The following is an 18970-nucleotide window of genomic DNA, read 5'->3' as shown; positions in this document are numbered from 1 at the left end:
GCCAATTTAGGCGCTTTTTCTTTTAATATCTTTTTATTTAATTGGAATTGGAAAAATTGGCAAACTTGCATGACCTAAAGCATCCACCGTCTGAACAGCAAAAAAGTAGTTGTCTTTAGAATAAGGAATTTCTGCTTGTGTCTCTTTCACGAAAATTGTTTTCTCCCAATGTGAAGATGAAGTTTCTCGCATTAAAATTTGATAGCCATATTGCGCTTTTCCTTCCGGAGCTGACCAAATCAAAGTAGATGAATTGGATAGTTTTTTAACTTCAATCCCAACATTTTCGGGAGCTTTTGGCGATGAAGCAAGATTGGCTAAAGTCGCTAAATTGGCACAAGTATTTTTTCTTAAATAATCAAAATCCATAAATTCGGGCAAATCTCCATATACGACATTGTTTTCTGTTCTCAAATCTTGATGCTGATGATCGAAGTTTTCATTCATTTCACAAAAACGAACTGCTGTAAATCCGTTTTGGCTAAATGGCGTATGATCGCCACCACGCAAAAAACGATCATTTCTATAAACCAATTTTACTTTCAGCTGATCTACATATTGTTCGGTAACGGTTTTGATATAACGAGCCAAAAGCCTAGAAGGACTATCGTTATCGCGGCTAATTGCCTTACGCATTTTAGCTTCTTCTTCAGTTTCTAAATAGGGAATAGTTTCACTGAAAACACGAATTTGTGTATTGTCTCTTAAATTAGTTCCACTTGACAAACTGTTTCCAATCATATCATTGTTGAGCATTGCAATTATATTCCAGTTTTCTGCTTTTGCTTTTTCAGCAAGATGGCGTGCGCCAATTAATCCTTGTTCTTCACCAGTTACAGCAACAAAAATAATCGTAGCAGGAAAAGATCTTTTGCTCATTACTTTTGCAAGTTCAATCACAGCCGCAACACCAGAACCATCGTCATTTGCACCTGGAGCATTTGATTTGATATTCATAACATCAGAAACCCTTGAGTCAAGATGTCCACTGATAATCAGTACGCGATTATCATTTGGATCTGTTCCTTTTAAGGTTGCCATTACATTTCCAATCTTACTATCGACATTGATTCTTTTGCCATCTGCTTTAACGTCAAAATAATCAATCTCGGCAGTTAATCTTCCATTTGATTCCAAAGCAAATTTGTCAAACTCAGCTTTCACCCATTGCTGAGCAGCGCCAATTCCTTTGGTTTTGCTTTTTGGGTCACTTAAGGTATGTCGAGTACCGAAAGAAACTAATTTATGGATGGTTGCTTCAAGGTTTTCAGCTTTAATTTCGCTAATCATTTTTTTGATTTCCGAGTCTTCAGAAACTTGTGCAACAGAAGCTTGAGTAAAAAATAAAAATGCAAAAGCTGCGTAGATAAGGGTCTTTTTCATTTATTTGGTGTTAATTATAGGTTTTCAAATGTAATTAAAAGGAATAAACTATGACAAAATGCAGCGTTCTTTAACATTTTTCGGTTTACCATTCCCAAACTTCGTACATTTGCACCTTACAACTTAAAGAATATGCTTAAAATAGGAAAATACAATGCACTAACAATATTGCGTGATACTAAAGTTGGCTTGTTTTTAGGAAATCCTGAAAATGACCCAGAAGGAATTCACGATGTTTTGCTTCCAAATAAATATGTTCCAAATGAATTTGAAATAGGCGAAGAGCTTGTTGTTTTTGTTTATTTGGATCACGAACAGCGACCAGTAGCAACTACGCTTGAACCTTATATAACGTTGAATGAATTTGCACTTTTGAGAGTGAATTACATCAATCAAGTTGGTGCTTTTATGGATTGGGGAATGGAAAAAGATATTCTTGTTCCGTTCAAAGAACAAGCCCGTCCAATGGAAAAAGGGAAACGCTATTTGGTTTATTTGTATATGGACCAACAAACAAATCGTTTGGTAGCGTCAAGCAAGACCAATCAGTTTTTAAGCAACGATCAATTGACGGTTGAAAAAGGAGAAGAAGTTGATTTGATCGTTTCGCATATTACAGATATGGGAATTAATGTCATTATCAACGAGCAGCACAAAGGCCTTTTATACAAAGATGAAGTGTATGACGATTCAATAAGAACCGGAGACAGAATGCGCGGTTACATCAAAAACATTCGCCCTGACAATAAAATAGATGTTGCATTGCAAATACAAGGTTATGAAAGCATTGAGCCGAATGCAGAGAAGATTTTAGGGGAATTAAGAGCCAATAGAGGCTTCTTGAGGCTAAATGACAATTCTCATCCCGAAGATATCAAAACCGTCTTGAAAATGAGCAAGAAGACTTTTAAAAAAGCAATTGGAGCTTTGTATAAAGAGAAACTCATCGAAATAAAAGACGATGGAATTTATCTTGTAAAAGAAAACTAAAGTCTTAAATTCCAAAAGGTTGAAATTTGGGATTTTATTTTGGAATTTAATACTATTATAACAAGAAAGGCTGCTCATTACAAGCAGCCTTTCTCTTTTTATTCTAGTTTTAAAAAAAATTGTAATTAAAAAAAAACAGAAATAAAATAATTCGAATCCACTTAAAAAATAATAGCTTTATTACTTTTAGAAATTACTTTTCATCATGGGTATGTCTTTTAAACAATCAATACATTCATTTTTATTTGCAAAAGCTCGATTTCACGGCTAATCCATTTGGTTTGATAAAATAACTTTTAGAAAGTTTCAGTTAGTATTTTTTCCTCTTTTCGTAATCAATTTTAACATACTAATTACATTGAACAATTCTATTGTTTAACCGTAGGTGTTACTATCTCCCTTTTGAAGTCTTAACAAACGCATAAATCATTTGCCCACTGTTTTTGGTTTTATTACTTATTAGAACCATAAAAAAATGAGCGACAAATTTTTTAAATTTTCTCAAAAAAATCATTTTTTAGGTTAATAAATCAGTGAAAGAAAATCAATCTTATATCAACAAAATAAATTGTATCTCGTTGATTTCTAGGGTGTAAAATTAATTATTATTTTTTAAAACTAATGTTAAAAAGTGTTATTTTTTGTAAGTAAATACCAATTGTTGACATTCGGAGCCGTTTTGGTGCAAGACTTAAATAAAATTGAGTAGGTAAAAATGTAAAAATGCTTTATTTTTACACTATAATTATAAAACAAACAAATAAAAATGGATTGGATTACAGCCAGAGAATTTGAAGATATAACCTATAAAAAATGCAATGGAGTTGCCAGAATTGCTTTCAACAGACCAAATGTGAGAAATGCTTTTCGCCCAAAAACAACTTCTGAATTATATCAAGCTTTTTATGATGCGCAAGAAGATACCTCAATTGGCGTAGTTTTGCTTTCTGCAGAAGGGCCGTCAACTAAAGATGGTGTTTATTCTTTTTGCAGCGGTGGCGACCAAAATGCCCGCGGACACCAAGGTTATGTAGGAGACGATGGACAACACCGATTAAATATTCTTGAAGTGCAACGATTAATTCGTTTTATGCCAAAAGTGGTTATTGCTGTAGTTCCAGGATGGGCTGTAGGTGGCGGCCATAGTTTGCATGTAGTTTGCGATATGACTTTGGCAAGTAAGGAACACGCTATTTTTAAACAAACTGATGCTGACGTAACAAGTTTCGACGGAGGTTACGGATCTGCTTATCTAGCTAAAATGGTTGGACAGAAGAAAGCGCGTGAAATTTTCTTTTTAGGAAGAAATTATTCTGCTCAAGAAGCTTTTGAAATGGGAATGGTAAACGCCGTGATTCCACATGATGAATTAGAAGCGACTGCTTACGAATGGGCACAGGAAATTCTTCAAAAATCTCCAACTTCAATCAAAATGTTGAAATTTGCTATGAACTTGACGGATGACGGAATGGTTGGTCAGCAAGTTTTTGCCGGTGAAGCAACACGTTTAGCCTACATGACTGAAGAAGCAAAAGAAGGAAGAAATGCCTTTTTAGAAAAAAGAAAACCAAACTTTGGCGAAAATAAATGGTTGCCATAAACTAAATAAGTTTAAAAAACAGTTTTAAGTTTCAGGTTTCGGGTTTTAAACCTGAAACTTGAAACCTGAAACCCCAATCTAAAAAACTAAAAATAAAATAATGAAACATTGGATTGAAGCCGCACGACTGCGCACATTGCCTTTATCAGTTTCTGGGATTATTGTTGGAAGCGTTTATGCATCCATCAATCCAACCGAAAATAATTTAACACCAACCGAGGTTTTTAGCTGGAAAATTTTTGCTTTTGCGCTCTTAACAACCTTGGGTTTACAGGTTTTATCCAATTTTGCGAATGATTACGGCGACGGAGTAAAAGGTACTGACAATGCCGAAAGAGTAGGGCCGCAACGTGCAATTCAGAGCGGAAAAATCACGGCTCAAGCCATGAAAAAAGCAATCATAATCACATCTTTATTAACGCTTTTGTCAGCTATAATATTGATTTATTTTGCATTCGGAAAAGATAATTTCGGTTATTCGATTTTCTTTTTATTATTAGGAATCGCCGCAATAGTTTCCGCAATTCGTTATACAGTAGGAAATTCAGCTTATGGCTATAAAGGATTTGGAGATGTTTTTGTTTTCATTTTCTTCGGATTGGTAAGTACTTTGGGCGTTAACTTTTTGTATTCTAAAGAAGTTGATCCATTGTTGATTCTTCCAGCAATTTCAATTGGTTTATTAAGCGTAGGCGTCTTGAATCTAAACAATATGCGTGATGAAGAATCAGACCGAAAATCAGGAAAAAATACAATTGTAGTTCAAATTGGCGGAGCAAAAGCTAAAATTTATCACTTTACATTAATTATTACAGCTATGATTTTAGTAGTTGTTTTTGCGATTTTAAGTGACTATCATTTTGATCAATATCTGTTTTTATTGGCTTATATTCCTTTAACTAAACATTTAATTACAGTTTCTAAAAACCAAAATCCTAAGCTTTTAGATCCAGAATTAAAAAAAGTAGCATTGAGTACTTTCTTGCTTTCTATTTTATTGACAGTTTGTATGATTTCATTGATTTCAGACATCATCGTAAATCTTTTCCTTGGCGGAAGATAAAGTTCAACTTAATAAATAAAACCATGAAAATAACATTTTACGGACACGCCTCATTAGGCATCGAAGTTGGAGGAAAACATATTATTGTTGATCCATTTATTACAGGAAATCCAGCTGCAGCAGCAATCGACTTAAGAGAATTAAAAGCCGACTATATTTTATTGACACACGCGCATGCTGATCACGTTTTAGATGTTGAAGCTATTGCGAAACTTCACAGTGCAGTAGTTATTGTATCTAATGCAGAAATCGCAAGTCACTATGCAAAAAAAGGTTTTAATGCGCATCCAATGAATCATGGCGGAAGCTGGAAATTCGATTTTGGAAAAGTAAAATATGTTAATGCAATTCACTCAAGTTCTTTTCCTGACGGAACTTACGGAGGAAATCCTGGTGGGTTTGTAATCGAAAGCGAGCACAAAAATATTTACATCGCTGGAGATACTGCGCTTACAATGGATATGAAGCTGATTCCAATACGTACAAAATTAGATTTAGCAATTCTTCCAATCGGAAATAATTTTACCATGGATGTTGAAGATGCTATCATCGCCTCAGATTTTGTGGAATGCGATAAAATCCTAGGATATCATTTTGATACTTTTGGCTACATTGAGATCAATCATGAAGAAGCAATCAAAAAATTCTTTGACAAAGGAAAGGATTTGATGTTGTTAGAAATTGGCGAATCAATCGAATTATAAAATAAGAATAGCCGAAAGTTGGCGGTAATCCGCTTTCGGCTTTATTCCCGATAAACAAAACCTAGGGCTAAAAGCCTTGTTCTTCTAAATTGGGAAGCCCCGCCTTTATTGCGACTAAGGCACTTGGTTTCATAAGAAATAATTTTGGCATACTTTTTTATAATATTATTTCGATTATGAAATTGACAACAAAAAAACGACCATTCTATATGATCTTTAAGAAAATAATTTCTTCTCTTTTAATTACTTTTTCGTTCAATGCATTTGCTCAAAAAGATGGTTATTGGGATAAAGAACGTGCCACCACAAAAGAAATAATAGTTTCTGCGCGTGATCGAATCACAATAAAAACAGAAGATTTGCCAGTTGGAACAACTGAAATCGTTTATAGAATTACACTTTTAGACGAAAATCAGCAAATGGCAAACAGTTTGGTTTCGGTCTTAAAATCAATTCCAGATCCAAGCGGAATCAGTCAAGGCTCGGCTGGAGCCATGTTTTTAATGTCTAAAATTTCTGGAGACGATACTTGTACTTATGCATTATTTACTTCGGGAGAGAATGCAAAAAAATACATTGATGACGGAAAAATTGACAAAGCCTGTTATGCTCAAGAAGAACCATTGAGCAAAGATGCTAAGCGTTTATCGTTAGATAAATCTTCTTGTTTAGGACAAACCATAAGCAATATTTGGTTCGGATTTCATAGCAAAAACTGGCTGTTAAAACAGAAAATTGTTCTGGAAGTTGTGCCGTGGGTTGACGTAAAATTAAACCGTGGTTGGAATCAGGATAATAAAAATGATATTATAAGCTTGTGCAAAACATCAACAATGGCACAAAAAATGGCCAATTCTGATGATTTTTGTGTTTGCATTTTGGATAAAATCATGAAGCAGTATCGCTACAATGAATTTCAAAAATTGCTTCCAATCGAAAAAAACAAAGTTTATAAAGACTTTGGAAATGCTTGTTATAAAGATGCTGATATTTCTAAAAATGTTTTCAATGACCTAAGAAATCAGGCTTCGTCATTAATCAAGCAACAAAAATACAACGAAGCTATTCCGAAATTAAGTACTATTATAAAAGATGGAAAAGGAACTGCTTTAGATTACAGTTCAATAGGTTATTGTTATGTTTTAACCAAACAGTACGAGAAAGCACTAAAATTATTACTAGAAGGCGAAAAGCTGGATGATACTGAATTGTTAGTTAAATTGAATTTAGCACATTTGTATCTAATTACTAATAAATACAGTGATGCTAAAGCAATCTATAAAAAATATCAAGATCAGAATGTTACTGACAGCCTAAGCTGGAAAGACAAAACAAAATCTGATTTTGCAGTTTTTCAAAAAGCAGGTTTGCCATCAAAGGATTTTGAGAAAATTCTAAAACTTTATAATTAAAATTTCTACGGTTCTAAGTTGCTAAGATGCTAAGTTTTTTTCAGCATTATTGCTCCTCAGAAACTTGAAACTTTAGCCACTTAGCACCTCAAAAAAGATGAAAGCTAATTATTACAAGTACATGCTTCAGTTCAAAGTCCCGTCAGGTACTTCACGAGGCATCATGACTGAAAAGGAAACCTGGTTTATCATTCTTGAAGAAAATCACAAGAAAGGAATAGGCGAGTGCGGAATTTTAAGAAGTTTAAGTGCTGACGATCGTGATGATTATGAAGAAAAACTGAAGTGGGTTTGCGAGAATATTCATTTAGGAGAAAAAGCATTATGGGAAGCTATGCTGGAATTTCCTTCAATTCAATTCGGAATTGAAATGGCTTTTTTATCGCTTAAAAGTGAAACCCCTTATTTGTTATTTCCGTCTGATTTTACTTCAAATACAAAATCAATTGTAATAAACGGTTTAGTTTGGATGGGCGATGAATCGTTTATGAAACAACAAATCGAAACCAAATTAGCAGAAGGATTTACTTGCATAAAACTTAAAATTGGAGCAATCGACTTCCAAAAAGAATTGGATTTGTTGCAATTTATAAGAAGTCATTTTTCGCCAGAACAAATAGAAATCAGAGTAGATGCCAATGGTGCTTTTGCTTTAAATGAGGCTTTAGATAAATTACATCAACTTGATAAATTCCAGCTTCATAGTATTGAACAGCCAATCAAAAAAGGAAACACAAAAACAATGGCGGAGTTATGTAAAAAAACTCCATTTCCAATTGCATTAGACGAGGAATTAATTGGTGTCTTTTCGTTTGAAGATAAAGAGAAACTATTAAAAGAAATCCAGCCACAATATATCATTTTGAAACCCAGTTTTATTGGCGGTTTCAGAGGAACAAAAGAATGGATTGATTTAGCAGACAAATACGGAATTGGTTGGTGGATTACATCAGCACTAGAAAGCAATATCGGTTTAAACGCCATTGCACAATGGACTTTTTTGCAAAACTCTATTATGCCACAAGGTTTAGGAACTGGCGCACTTTACACCAATAATTTTGATTGTCCGCTTGAAGTTTCAAAAGGACAGCTTTGGTACAATACTTCAAAAAGTTGGGATATTTTTGAAGTAACGAAGTAACAAAGTAACAAAGTAACAAATGTTCAAAGTCCCAAAATATAAAACTTTGTGCCTTTGTCACTCTGCATCTTTGTATCTTTTTTTCACTCTTTTCCTCCTAATAAATTAGCTTGCCAGTCCTTAAGTTCCTGCCATTTTCCCTGGTAGGCCATTAATGCTTGTCTTGCCCATGTGCTAGGATTGTGTATGCTGTAGTTCTCACCGCCGGCATCTAAAATCGATTGTAGTTTCTCTGTAGAAGCTATGGATAATGCGTGCCAACTTGTAATTCCTGCTTCTATAAATAATGATTCGATCTTGACTCCAATTCCTTCGACAATTTTCAAGTCGTTATTTTTTACTTTTTTGCCTAAAATGGTTAGAGCAATCTCTTTGTCAAATATAAATTGTGGTTGTAATTCCGAGTAATGGTGTTTTGTTTTCGTAGCCAGCTCAGCATCAAGACTGTTTATTTTTTGATTTAGATTCTTGACAGTAGCTTTGCATACATCTAGATCTTCTTGCAAAGATATAGCAAGCAAAACATCTTTCTTCGAACTCATTCTTCCTAGTAGATAACCTAAAATCCCAAAAATCAAACCTACTAGTGTCGGTATTAAAAAAGACATAATGTTCATGATCAGACATTTTAAATTTTGATAATTTTTGAACTGCTGAAATGTGGACAGCTTTAAATTTTATTTCCAAAAACATTGAAAATCAATTGTATTTAGGGTCAATCAAATTTAGTCAAAAAACAAATCTTAAAGTATTAATAATCAGTTAATTTGATTTGTTTTTCTAATTTATTAAATCAGAAACGACATCGAGACTCATTTTATCAATTTAGATACTGAATTAAATTGAGTAACTTGCAGTAAAAATTAATTGAAGCATCAAAATGGTTGAAATTGAACGAAAGTTTCTTGTAAAATCAGAAGATTTTAAAGAACAGGCTTTTACTCAAAATAAAATTGCTCAGGGTTATTTAAGCTCAATTCCTGAAAGAACAGTTCGTGTTAGAATTAAAGGAGAAAGAGGCTTTTTAACTATTAAAGGAATTGGGCATCAAGGAGGAATGACTCGTTTTGAGTGGGAAAATGAAATTCCGTTAGAAGAAGCTACGGAATTGCTGAAATTGTGTGAAAAAGGAAAAATCGAAAAGACTCGTTTTGAAATCAAATCTGGAAATCATGTCTATGAAGTTGATGAGTTTTACGGCGAAAATGAAGGTTTAATTATTGCTGAAATAGAATTGAAGTCTGAAACAGAAACGTTTGAAAAACCAAATTGGCTCGGAGAAGAAGTAACAAATGATGAGCGGTATTATAATGCTTATTTGAGCAAAAAACCTTTTAAAGACTGGCAAAAATAACTGATTTATGACAGATTATGATTTGATTATTGTAGGTGGCGGTCCAATTGGTCTTGCCTGCGCAATAGAAGCTCAAAAGAAAAATTTACGTTATTTAATTATCGAAAAAGGTGCAATTGTAAATAGCATTTTCAATTATCCTTTATATATGACTTTTTTTTCCACCGCAGAAAGATTAGAAATTGGAGATATTCCTTTTAATTGTCTGGCGCCCAAACCTGGTCGTCAAGAAGCTTTAGAATATTATCGAAATATTCATCGCTATTTTAATTTCAATATTAATTTATTTGAAAAAGTTACTGGAATTCAGAAGAATGAAAATTCAATTTTTGAAATTACCACAAACAAGAACTTTTATAAGTCAAAAAATGTAATTATTGCGACCGGATTTTATGACATTCCAATTACGATGAATGTAAAAGGAGAGGAGTTGCCAAAAGTTCGTCACTATTACAAAGAAGCGCATGAATATGCTTTCCGAAATGTTTTGGTTGTTGGAGCAAATAATTCTTCTGTAGATGCAGCTTTGGAATGTTGGCGAAAAGGAGCAAACGTTACAATGGTTATTCGCAAGAATGAAATTAATAATAGAGTAAAATATTGGGTTAAACCCGATATTGAAAACCGAATTGCGGAAGGAAGCATCAAAGCTTATTTTGAGTCAAATATCACAGAAATAAAAGAAAATGAAGTGGAAATTTTAACTCCTAACGGAAAAGTGACGCTTGAAAACGATTTTGTACTTGCATTGACAGGCTATAAACCTGATTTGAATTTTCTAGAAAGCATTGGGATTCAACTTTCAAACGACGAATTGAAAATTCCAGTTTATAATATGGAAACGATGGAAACTAATATTGAAGGATTATTTCTTGCAGGTGTTGTGTGTGGTGGCATGCAGACACATAAATGGTTTATTGAAAACTCAAGAATTCATGCCAAAATGATTTTAGATTATATTGCTTCAAAATAGCTTTTCGCCAATAATTCACGATTTTTTTTCACGCAGATTCCGCTGATTTAAGCAGATACACTCCGATTTAATTTGTAAAATCTGTTTGAATCTGTACAAATCTTTTTAAATCTGCGTGAAAAAAAAATCTTGAATTCTTTCGCTTATTTGCTATAGCTAGAGTGGTAGCCAAAAAACTTTATGAACTACAAGAAAGCATTGAGCAACCTACTTTTGATCGTGCCCAATCAGGTCGTTTTGCAAACCATTTTTCGTGTTCTGGTTGTTCATCGTATGGCTTTTGCAAAAGCGTATAAAGCTCATCAATCAAAGAGTAGTCTTCTTTCTCAGCAGCATCAATCGCCAATTGCGCCATATAATTTCGAAGTACATATTTAGGATTGATCAAGTTCATTTTTTGGGAACGTTCTTCATCTGATAATGATTCAGCTTTTAGTCTTTCCAAATAAGAAGCGAACCATCTTGTCCAGTTTTCCAGGATTTGTCCTGAAACTTCATCAACATTATAAAATGCATATTTGATTTTTTCGATCGCTTCTGGAGCAAAATCTGTTTTTTCTACCGAGCATAAATTTCTGAAAAAGATTGTCATGTCGGTTTCTGTCAGTTGCAAAATATTTTCTAAATCCGAAATCAATTCACCGTCAGCATCAGCTGCAGTAAACAATCCTAATTTACTTAAAAACATTTCTTTGTAGTCAAATTCAAAATCACTAATAAACGATTCAAGAATTTTTTCTAATGGTGCAGCTTCATTAATTAATGGATAAAGTGCGTTTGCTAATTGGAACAAATTCCATTGCGCTACTCCAGGCTGATTCCCGAACCGATATCTTCTATTTTGGCTGTCGGTTGTGTTTGGTGTCCAATTTGGATCATAATTTTCCAGCCAACCATACGGGCCGTAATCAATTGTAATTCCGTGAATCGACATATTATCTGTATTCATTACACCATGAACAAAACCAACGCGTTGCCAATGCAGAATCATTTCACGGGTTGTATCTGCTACTTTTCTAAAGAATTGCAAATATTGTTCTTTTGGCTCACCTGTAATTTCTGGAAAATAATGTTTAATATTAAATTCAACAAACTGCTTTAAATTTTTTAATTCATTTCGAGCGGTAAGCATTTCGAAACTTCCAAATCTGATGAATGATGGAGCAACTCGGCACACTATAGCACCTTTTTCATAAGCAGGATTTCCATTATATAAAATATCACGCAAAACCTGATCTCCGGAGAGAATTAAAGAAAGCGATCGAGTAGTGGGAACACCCAGATTATACATAGCTTCCGCACATAAATATTCTCTAATAGAAGAACGCAAAACAGCCAAACCATCAGCAGTTCTTGAATATGGAGTTTTTCCTGCACCTTTTAATTGAAGTGTATAAAACTGATTATTGTGTTCAATTTCAGTTAAGTTAATTGCACGGCCGTCACCTAATTGTCCGGCCCAATTCCCAAATTGATGTCCAGCATAACACATGGCATACGGCTGTGTTTCAGGAAGAATTTCTTTTCCTGAAAATATATTTAAGAAATCTTGTGAATGAATTTCATCTTTTGAAATACCAACTAATGCAGCAACATCTTCTGAAGCATGAATCAGTTTTGGATTTGAAGGTTTTGCTGGATTTACATACGAAAACAGGGTGTTTTTTACCTGACGAACTTCATTTGACAATTCAGGATCAGCAGGCAATTCGGCAGTAAATCGATTATTTATTTTTAGATTTTTCATTTTATTTTTCTTTTTTTCTCACTGATTACAGAGATTTAATTTTTTTTAATCTACGTAAATCCTTTAAATCTGTGGCTAAAAATTAAATTAATCGATCAGCGTACATTTTTTTCAATTTCTGTACTTTTGGATCGATCACGATTTGGCAATAACGCGCATCTTGATTGTTATTGTAATAATTTTGATGATCTTCTTCGGCAATGTAAAATACTTCAAAAGGAGTTAATTCTGTTACGATTCTATCTTCGTAAAAAGGCTGTACTTCTTGAAAGACCTGCTCAGCGATTTCTTTTTGTTCTAAATCATGATACAAAACAATTGAGCGATATTGTGTTCCAACATCGGCACCTTGACGATTCAACGTTGTAGGATCGTGGCTTGTCAAAAATATAAAAATCAAATCGTGATATGAAATAATGTCAGGGTCAAATGTAACTTGTATGACTTCGGCATGTCCTGTTCTGCCAGTACATACTTCTCGATAGGGTGGATTCTTAATAAAACCACCTGAATAACCTGATTTTAAAGATTTTACTCCGTTTAAACGCTGAATTACAGCTTCAATACACCAAAAACATCCGCCACCAAAAGTAGCTGTTGCTAAATTTCCCATAATAAATAGTAGTGTTTATTGTTTTAATGCCTATTAATCCGATAGAATATTATGATAATTTATTAAAAAAAGAACTAAATACTTAAAGATAGTGATTGGTTCTTTAAAATTTGAAGTTTAGTATTGATAAATTCGCAATTGTATAAAAAAGCAATATATTTGCAATCAAACTCAGGCACACATAATGAATAGCAAAAATAATACCATCAGTTTAGAAACTTATTTTCAGGATTTTCGTCAAAATATTGTGGGAATTAACCAAGAATTCACTTCTCCATTTGGCAAAAAGCGAATAATTTACACCGACTGGACTGCAAGCGGAAGGCTATATCGCCCTATTGAAGAGAAACTTCTTAATGAATTTGGGCCTTTTGTAGCCAATACACATACTGAAACAACTGTGTCAGGTACTGCCATGACAAAAGCATATCATCATGCCAGACATATTATCAAACGCCATGCAAATGCAAATCATGATGATGTCTTGATTACTGACGGAACTGGAATGACGGGAGTTGTCAATAAATTTCAGCGTATTTTAGGATTAAAAATCCCTGAAAACCTAAAGAGTTGTACTACTGTTCCAGCTGAAAAAAAGCCAATTGTTTTTATCTCGCATATGGAACATCATTCTAATCAAACTTCTTGGTTAGAAACGATTGCAGATGTTGAAATTATTCCGTCATGCGAAAAAGGACTTTTTAGCCTTGAGCATTTAGAAAAACTTTTAGAAAAATACAAGGACAGAACTATAAAAATTGCGTCGATTACTTCATGTTCTAATGTTACGGGATTAAAAACGCCTTTTCATGAAGCAGCAAAATTAATGCACCAATATAATGGTGTTTGTTTTGTTGATTTTGCTTGTTCAGGACCTTATGTAGAAATCAATATGCACCCAGCAGATCCTGAAGCATATTTAGATGCTGTTTTCTTTTCGCCTCATAAATTTTTAGGCGGGCCTGGAACTTCGGGAGTTTTGATTTTCAACAAAAAATTATACAATAATATGATTCCGGATTGTCCTGGGGGAGGAACTGTAAGCTGGACAAATCCATGGGGAGAACATAAATATATTGACAATATTGAAGATCGTGAAGATGGAGGAACTCCGGGATTTTTGCAGGTTATCAAAACGGCTCTTGCTATTGAGTTGAAAGAAGAAATGGGAATCGAGAACATTTTGCAACGCGAGCACGAAATTGTCGAGTATGTTTTTGACCAATTAGAACCAGTCGAAAATATTAAAATATTAGCTGGCCAACATAAAGAAAGATTGGGTGTTGTTTCGTTTTTTATTGAAAACCTTCATTTTAATCTAGGCGTAAAATTATTGAATGACCGTTTCGGAATCCAGACTCGTGGTGGATGCAGCTGTGCCGGAACTTACGGACACTTTTTGCTTCATGTTGATCAAGAAACTTCAAATAAACTGGTTAACGAAATTACGATTGGTGATTTGATCAAAAAACCAGGATGGATTAGAATGTCGATTCATCCGACGACTACTGATGAAGAAATTGCTTACGTATGCGAAAGTATTAAAGAACTGGCTAGAAACCATGAAGCTTGGGCTTTTGATTATTCTTATAATAAAAACACAAACGAATTTATTCATAAAGATGCGACTTCATTTGAAGATGAATTAGTAGAAAGCTGGTTTAAGTCTTAAAGAAAATAATTTTTTATTATATAGTAAAACCGACAGGTTTTATCTCGAGGCTTCGGGACTGTCGGGTTTGATTTGTATGTCTCTTTTGAAAATGATATTTCTCGATTAGCCCCGATAGAAACGGCATCCTTTTATGGTGGGGTTCACCATAAAAGATATAGTGGATAGCGGGACTTAAGATGAATTGAAAACGAGTTTTTCTGCTTCTAAAAATTACGATTACATTATCAATCGGACTCCGCCTAAATCTGAAACTCGGTAAGAAAATTTATTTCCAGGAGAAGCTATAAACATGAAATTTTTAGGAATATTCCACTTTTTTGAAAGCTCGTCAATCATATCAGGGCCAAACTCTCCTTTTATTTCCAGATATTCAATGTCAATATCGTCGTAAGCCCGGTCTAAAACTTCAAGATCTTTTTTCAAAGCACTGTTCATTGCTTCGTCTTTTTTGACATGAACAATTTTTAACTTTTTAGTCGTTTCATTATTTTCGACATATTGCAAAACTTTATTTAAAATTGCTATGTCATCGCCTTTCGTAAAAAAAACAAATTCCTGTGAATTAATTTTGATACTTAAATTTTGAAGATAGCGATTACTCAAAATAACCATTCGGCGCAAGGGCTGATAAAAATATTCGAGCGCTTCTATCAAAAGTTTAATGAGCATGACGCGATTGAGCATGATTCCGATGAAAACCAAGGATGGAATCATGTATTTTAGAAAGGTGTAAAACGAGTGAATATTTAATTCCATGTTTCCTATAAAAGCTGCAATAACAAAAATTACTGCTGCCACAACTGCAATTCCTCGCGCGCGTTCCGGTCTTGGAAGTTTTTGGCGCTTGAATTTCAGTAGTAAATTTCCAATTCCGAAGAGGGCCATTACTGCCAAAAACGAAAAAGTATAAACTCCGGCCAATGATTCTAAATGACCTTTTGTGGCAAAAAGGACAGAAATGCAAAGAATTAAAAAGCTGATTACAATTCGGTAATGAGAACCTCTTTTATTTTGTTTTAGAAAATAGTTAGGTAGAATTCTGTCCAATGTCATTCGGTTTAACAATCCCGAAACACCTACAAATGAGGTTAATACAGCTCCACATAAAACTAAAACAGCGTCAATAGAAATAAGCCAAGCCAACCATGAACCTCCTGTTGTTTCGCCTAAGTGAGCTAAAAGAGATTCTTTGTTTTCGCCAACTTCAGTCAATGGAATTACACTAATCAACAAAATAGCAATCACGGGATTAAAGAAACTGACAATTGCCCACATATTGCGAAGTGTTTTTGGGAAAATTCCTTGTTCTTGTTCTTCGACAAAATTTGCAGAACTTTCAAAACCTGAAATTCCGAGCATTGCCGCAGAAAACCCCAGAAAAAGAGCCGTTTTAATATTTCCTGTGGCAAGAGGAGTTTGCCAATTTACATGAAAAGTGTCTAATCCATTGTAAAGTAAAAACCAAATCGACGCCAAGACCAACAAAGTCAAAGTTGTAATATGCGTAATAAATATAATGACTGCTACAAATGCTGATTCGCCTATTCCTAAGATTGCCAAACAAGTAAAAATTATCAAAATCACAACTGTTGCAATGGTAATGTTTAGCCCTTCAAAAATTCCGTGTAAGTAATGCATTCCTTCGGATGCTGAAATTACGGCTGTTGCCATATAAGACAAAACAGTTAATGTAGCAGCAAGTGATGCCAAACGTTTTGTAGAAGTGTTTAATAAAACATTATAAGCTCCTCCGTTCAAAGGAATTGCACCAACAACTTCTCCGTAAATTTTTCGGAATAAGAATAAAACGACTGCAACAATCAATAAGGAAATCCAAGCATATTGCCCTGCATACAAAATAGTCAATGCCGAAACATAAAGGCAAGAAGAGCTAATATCGTTGCCACAAATGGCTGTCGCCTGCAGCTGGTTTAATTTTTTGTGTACAACTTCTTTCATGATTATTCGAAATTAAAGCATGATTAACTTTATAAAAAATGGCAACAAAACAACTAAAATCTTTTATGCGCATAGTTTCGTGGAAGAAACTGAATTATATCTAGTTAATCTGAATTTCGAATGTTCAGGTTAAGAAGATTATGTGGATTGCTGAAACTTTTTTAGTGACAACAAAGCCTGTTCTTGAATTTTTTTGTGGAAAAATCCTGTCCATCCTAATAAAAGTCCGGTAAAGCCAAAAGCTTGTTTCGACCATTTCCAAACATCAAAATTATCAGTGTGTTTAATTATAAGCCCGTCTTGAAACACGAACTCTGCAGAAATGTTGTTTACAACCTTCCTATTTGTTTTACTGAAATTATAGGTAGCCACCCATCTTGCCGAACCTGAAAATTCATTGGCTTTGACATGTGAAAATTCAATTTTGATATTGCCTTTGCTTTTTAAAAGAAGCATTTCCCACATTTTAGAAACCTGTTCTTCTTTTAGTAATCCAAATGCTGGATCTATAAAATGAACTTTGGGATGATAGCATTCGCTCATTGTTTTCGCATCGGCGTTTGCAAAAGCAGTATAAAATTTTGTAATTAAATTTTCGTTGGCGTTCATTTAGATTTTAATTAGAGTATAAATATAATATTTATTATCTTAAGTCTTTTCTTTATAAAACGCTAATTTCTTTAGCAGTATCGAAAGTTTTTTTTGATTTGTCGTAGGCCGTTGAAAAATAAGAACTTCTGTTTACAGCCGTAAAATACCCGGTTTGATTTCCAAAAGAGCTCGAACCACCAGCAATTATAAAACGAATCGCTTGAATATCTGTCTTTTTTAACTTAATCATTTCTGCTGGAGTAAAATAATAATAGGCTGTTGTTTTGCCATTTGCACTTTCCTTGACGTTTTTGTCAACGCACGGAATTACATCGCCGTTGGCTAAATCAACATAAACACCGCCAGAAATTCGAGCTTGATCATTTGCAGTTGCAATTGTCAATTTCAAAATACCGCCTTTTTCTGTCTTTGCAATTTGTACATTTGTTTCGCCTGAGAAAGCATATTTTTCACAAATAAAAATATAATTCTGTGTTGCTGGATAAGGTTTTGAGCCTTTTACGCTTATAGTTTCTTGAGCATTAGCAAAGTTTGTAATTAACAGTAATAAAAACAGCGGTACTTTTAAACTCATATATTCAGATTATTATTCGGTTATTTTAGCATCAAATTTTTCATCCCAATCCATAGATTTTATGGCAGAAACTAAATTATTTTCATCTACAAAAACTCTAAGTTCTTTGTTGGCTACCTTTTTGGAGTACAAAGCATGATAACGATAAATGACTTCGTTCTTGGTTTTATAAACGCCGTCTAATTTCAAATCAATAAAACTACCGTAATACTGTCTAAATCTTGTGCAAGTTTTAGTCAGTCTTTCTTCGGTAGTATTTTCCATTACAGACTTGGTTACTTCCGTTTCGTTAAATGGCTTAAATTTAGAAGTATTGCAGGTTTCTAAAACACGTTTACCTAATTCGTACGCTTTTTTCTGTTGGTTCGAATTAATTTCAGAAGTTGCAATTTTCTTAATTTTCAAATCGTCAGTATCTCTACTAACAGTTTTTGATTTGCATCCAATTAGCAATAACAAACATATAATCAATCCTGCTTTCTTCATAACTATTTATGTTATTTTTAATAATAAGTTAGGGTCGGGGCAATTTTCTATATAAAAGTTGAGATCGTTTGAATTGCACACTCCAGGATAATCGCCCCAATAGTCTTCAATATTTTTTATAATCTGAAAGTGAACGTGTGGTGCATAATCGCCATTTACGGCAGCTTCTCCAAGCGTTGCAATTTGTTCTCCTTTTTTGAAAATTTTCCCGACAGTTAAGTTGTCTAAACTTTCTAACGATAAATGTCCATATAAAGTATAAAATTTTTCATTTTCAATTTCATGTTCCAAAATAATTGTCGGGCCATAATCTCCCAAACCAATATTATTTTTAAAACTATGTACTTTTCCGTCAAGCGCGGCCAAAACAGTTGTTCCTAATTTTGTCCATAAATCAAGCCCAATATGAATATTGCGTTCCGGAATTGAATCATTTCTAAAAATAGTACTTCTTTGATATAAGGTACGACCTTCAATATAACCGCCAAAAGCAACTTCAGCATTGTTTTTTTTTAGATAATTTGAAATAAAATCTTCAAATTCAACAGCGTTTTCTGGTCGGCTGTCCATCAATTCTTCATTAGTTGCAGATAGATCTAAAGGGATATATTTTGAAAAATCGATACTTGAATCAATGATTTTAGTAGGCGGCAAGGCGTTTAAAATGGCGGAAAGGGGTTTCAT

Annotated in this window: 18 protein-coding genes; 9 read left to right on the top strand and 9 right to left on the bottom strand. The window is 33.8% G+C overall.

Annotated features, from left to right (window positions below; translation table 11 throughout):
- Positions 1-33 precede the first annotated feature (33 nt).
- Positions 34-1383: a M28 family metallopeptidase gene (locus H600_RS0110300; protein ID WP_026728715.1), complete on the bottom strand. Its 1350-nt coding sequence runs from the start codon at positions 1381-1383 to the stop codon at positions 34-36.
- 132 nt (positions 1384-1515) lie between these two features.
- On the opposite strand from H600_RS0110300, the gene H600_RS0110295 reads away from it, so the two are divergent.
- From H600_RS0110295 to H600_RS0110265, 6 genes are all read left to right on the top strand, one after another.
- A complete protein-coding gene (locus H600_RS0110295) occupies positions 1516-2373 on the top strand; it encodes a CvfB family protein (protein ID WP_026728714.1) in 858 nt (285 codons plus the stop codon).
- 766 nt (positions 2374-3139) lie between these two features.
- Positions 3140-3973 (top strand): 1,4-dihydroxy-2-naphthoyl-CoA synthase, encoded by an 834-nt coding sequence (locus H600_RS0110285; protein WP_012024845.1) that lies wholly within the window; start codon positions 3140-3142, stop codon positions 3971-3973.
- Positions 3974-4073: 100 nt separating this feature from the next.
- Complete coding sequence (gene menA, locus H600_RS0110280) at positions 4074-5036, top strand: 1,4-dihydroxy-2-naphthoate octaprenyltransferase (protein ID WP_026728713.1); 963 nt, start codon at positions 4074-4076, stop codon at positions 5034-5036.
- Positions 5037-5059: 23 nt separating this feature from the next.
- Entirely contained in the window at positions 5060-5740 is a 681-nt protein-coding gene (locus H600_RS0110275) for a metal-dependent hydrolase (protein ID WP_026728712.1), read from the top strand.
- A gap of 209 nt (positions 5741-5949) precedes the next feature.
- On the top strand, positions 5950-7152 hold the full coding sequence (locus tag H600_RS0110270; RefSeq protein WP_026728711.1) for a tetratricopeptide repeat protein: 1203 nt from the start codon (positions 5950-5952) through the stop codon (positions 7150-7152).
- Positions 7153-7249: 97 nt separating this feature from the next.
- Positions 7250-8293, top strand: a complete 1044-nt coding sequence (locus tag H600_RS0110265; RefSeq protein ID WP_026728710.1) for an o-succinylbenzoate synthase — start codon at positions 7250-7252, stop codon at positions 8291-8293.
- A gap of 83 nt (positions 8294-8376) precedes the next feature.
- On the opposite strand, the gene H600_RS0110260 is transcribed toward H600_RS0110265, so the two are convergent.
- Positions 8377-8910 carry a hypothetical protein gene (locus H600_RS0110260; RefSeq protein WP_026728709.1) on the bottom strand — a complete coding sequence of 178 codons (534 nt, stop codon included), beginning with the start codon at positions 8908-8910 and terminating at the stop codon, positions 8377-8379.
- Positions 8911-9173: 263 nt separating this feature from the next.
- Here H600_RS0110260 and H600_RS0110250 point away from each other — a divergent pair, with 263 nt between their 5' ends.
- Both H600_RS0110250 and H600_RS0110245 read left to right on the top strand, forming a co-directional pair.
- Positions 9174-9647, top strand: coding sequence for a CYTH domain-containing protein (locus H600_RS0110250; protein ID WP_026728708.1), 474 nt, complete (start codon positions 9174-9176; stop codon positions 9645-9647).
- A gap of 7 nt (positions 9648-9654) precedes the next feature.
- On the top strand, positions 9655-10620 hold the full coding sequence (locus H600_RS0110245; protein ID WP_026728707.1) for a YpdA family putative bacillithiol disulfide reductase: 966 nt from the start codon (positions 9655-9657) through the stop codon (positions 10618-10620).
- Positions 10621-10798: 178 nt separating this feature from the next.
- On the opposite strand, the gene H600_RS0110240 is transcribed toward H600_RS0110245, so the two are convergent.
- Positions 10799-12367 carry a protein adenylyltransferase SelO gene (locus tag H600_RS0110240; protein WP_026728706.1) on the bottom strand — a complete coding sequence of 523 codons (1569 nt, stop codon included), beginning with the start codon at positions 12365-12367 and terminating at the stop codon, positions 10799-10801.
- 82 nt (positions 12368-12449) lie between these two features.
- On the bottom strand, positions 12450-12980 hold the full coding sequence (msrA, locus tag H600_RS0110235; protein WP_026728705.1) for a peptide-methionine (S)-S-oxide reductase MsrA: 531 nt from the start codon (positions 12978-12980) through the stop codon (positions 12450-12452).
- A 184-nt stretch (positions 12981-13164) separates the two neighbouring features.
- Here msrA and H600_RS0110230 point away from each other — a divergent pair, with 184 nt between their 5' ends.
- On the top strand, positions 13165-14652 hold the full coding sequence (locus tag H600_RS0110230) for an aminotransferase class V-fold PLP-dependent enzyme (RefSeq protein WP_026728704.1): 1488 nt from the start codon (positions 13165-13167) through the stop codon (positions 14650-14652).
- A gap of 219 nt (positions 14653-14871) precedes the next feature.
- Here H600_RS0110230 and H600_RS0110225 read toward each other — a convergent pair whose 3' ends face one another.
- The 5 genes from H600_RS0110225 to H600_RS0110205 form a co-directional block, all read right to left on the bottom strand.
- A complete protein-coding gene (locus H600_RS0110225; protein WP_026728703.1) occupies positions 14872-16614 on the bottom strand; it encodes an APC family permease in 1743 nt (580 codons plus the stop codon).
- Between the two features lie 138 nt (positions 16615-16752).
- Positions 16753-17223 (bottom strand): nuclear transport factor 2 family protein, encoded by a 471-nt coding sequence (locus H600_RS0110220; protein ID WP_026728702.1) that lies wholly within the window; start codon positions 17221-17223, stop codon positions 16753-16755.
- Positions 17224-17275: 52 nt separating this feature from the next.
- On the bottom strand, positions 17276-17800 hold the full coding sequence (locus H600_RS0110215; RefSeq protein ID WP_026728701.1) for a hypothetical protein: 525 nt from the start codon (positions 17798-17800) through the stop codon (positions 17276-17278).
- 12 nt (positions 17801-17812) lie between these two features.
- Positions 17813-18286, bottom strand: coding sequence for a hypothetical protein (locus tag H600_RS0110210; RefSeq protein ID WP_026728700.1), 474 nt, complete (start codon positions 18284-18286; stop codon positions 17813-17815).
- Positions 18287-18292: 6 nt separating this feature from the next.
- Complete coding sequence (locus tag H600_RS0110205; RefSeq protein ID WP_026728699.1) at positions 18293-18970, bottom strand: peptidoglycan DD-metalloendopeptidase family protein; 678 nt, start codon at positions 18968-18970, stop codon at positions 18293-18295.

It is taken from the genome of Flavobacterium denitrificans DSM 15936 (genome assembly GCF_000425445.1).
Taxonomy (GTDB): Bacteria; Bacteroidota; Bacteroidia; order Flavobacteriales; family Flavobacteriaceae; genus Flavobacterium; species Flavobacterium denitrificans.
Note: the sequence above shows the minus strand (reverse complement) of the source record. Positions and strands in the feature narration are given on the sequence as shown.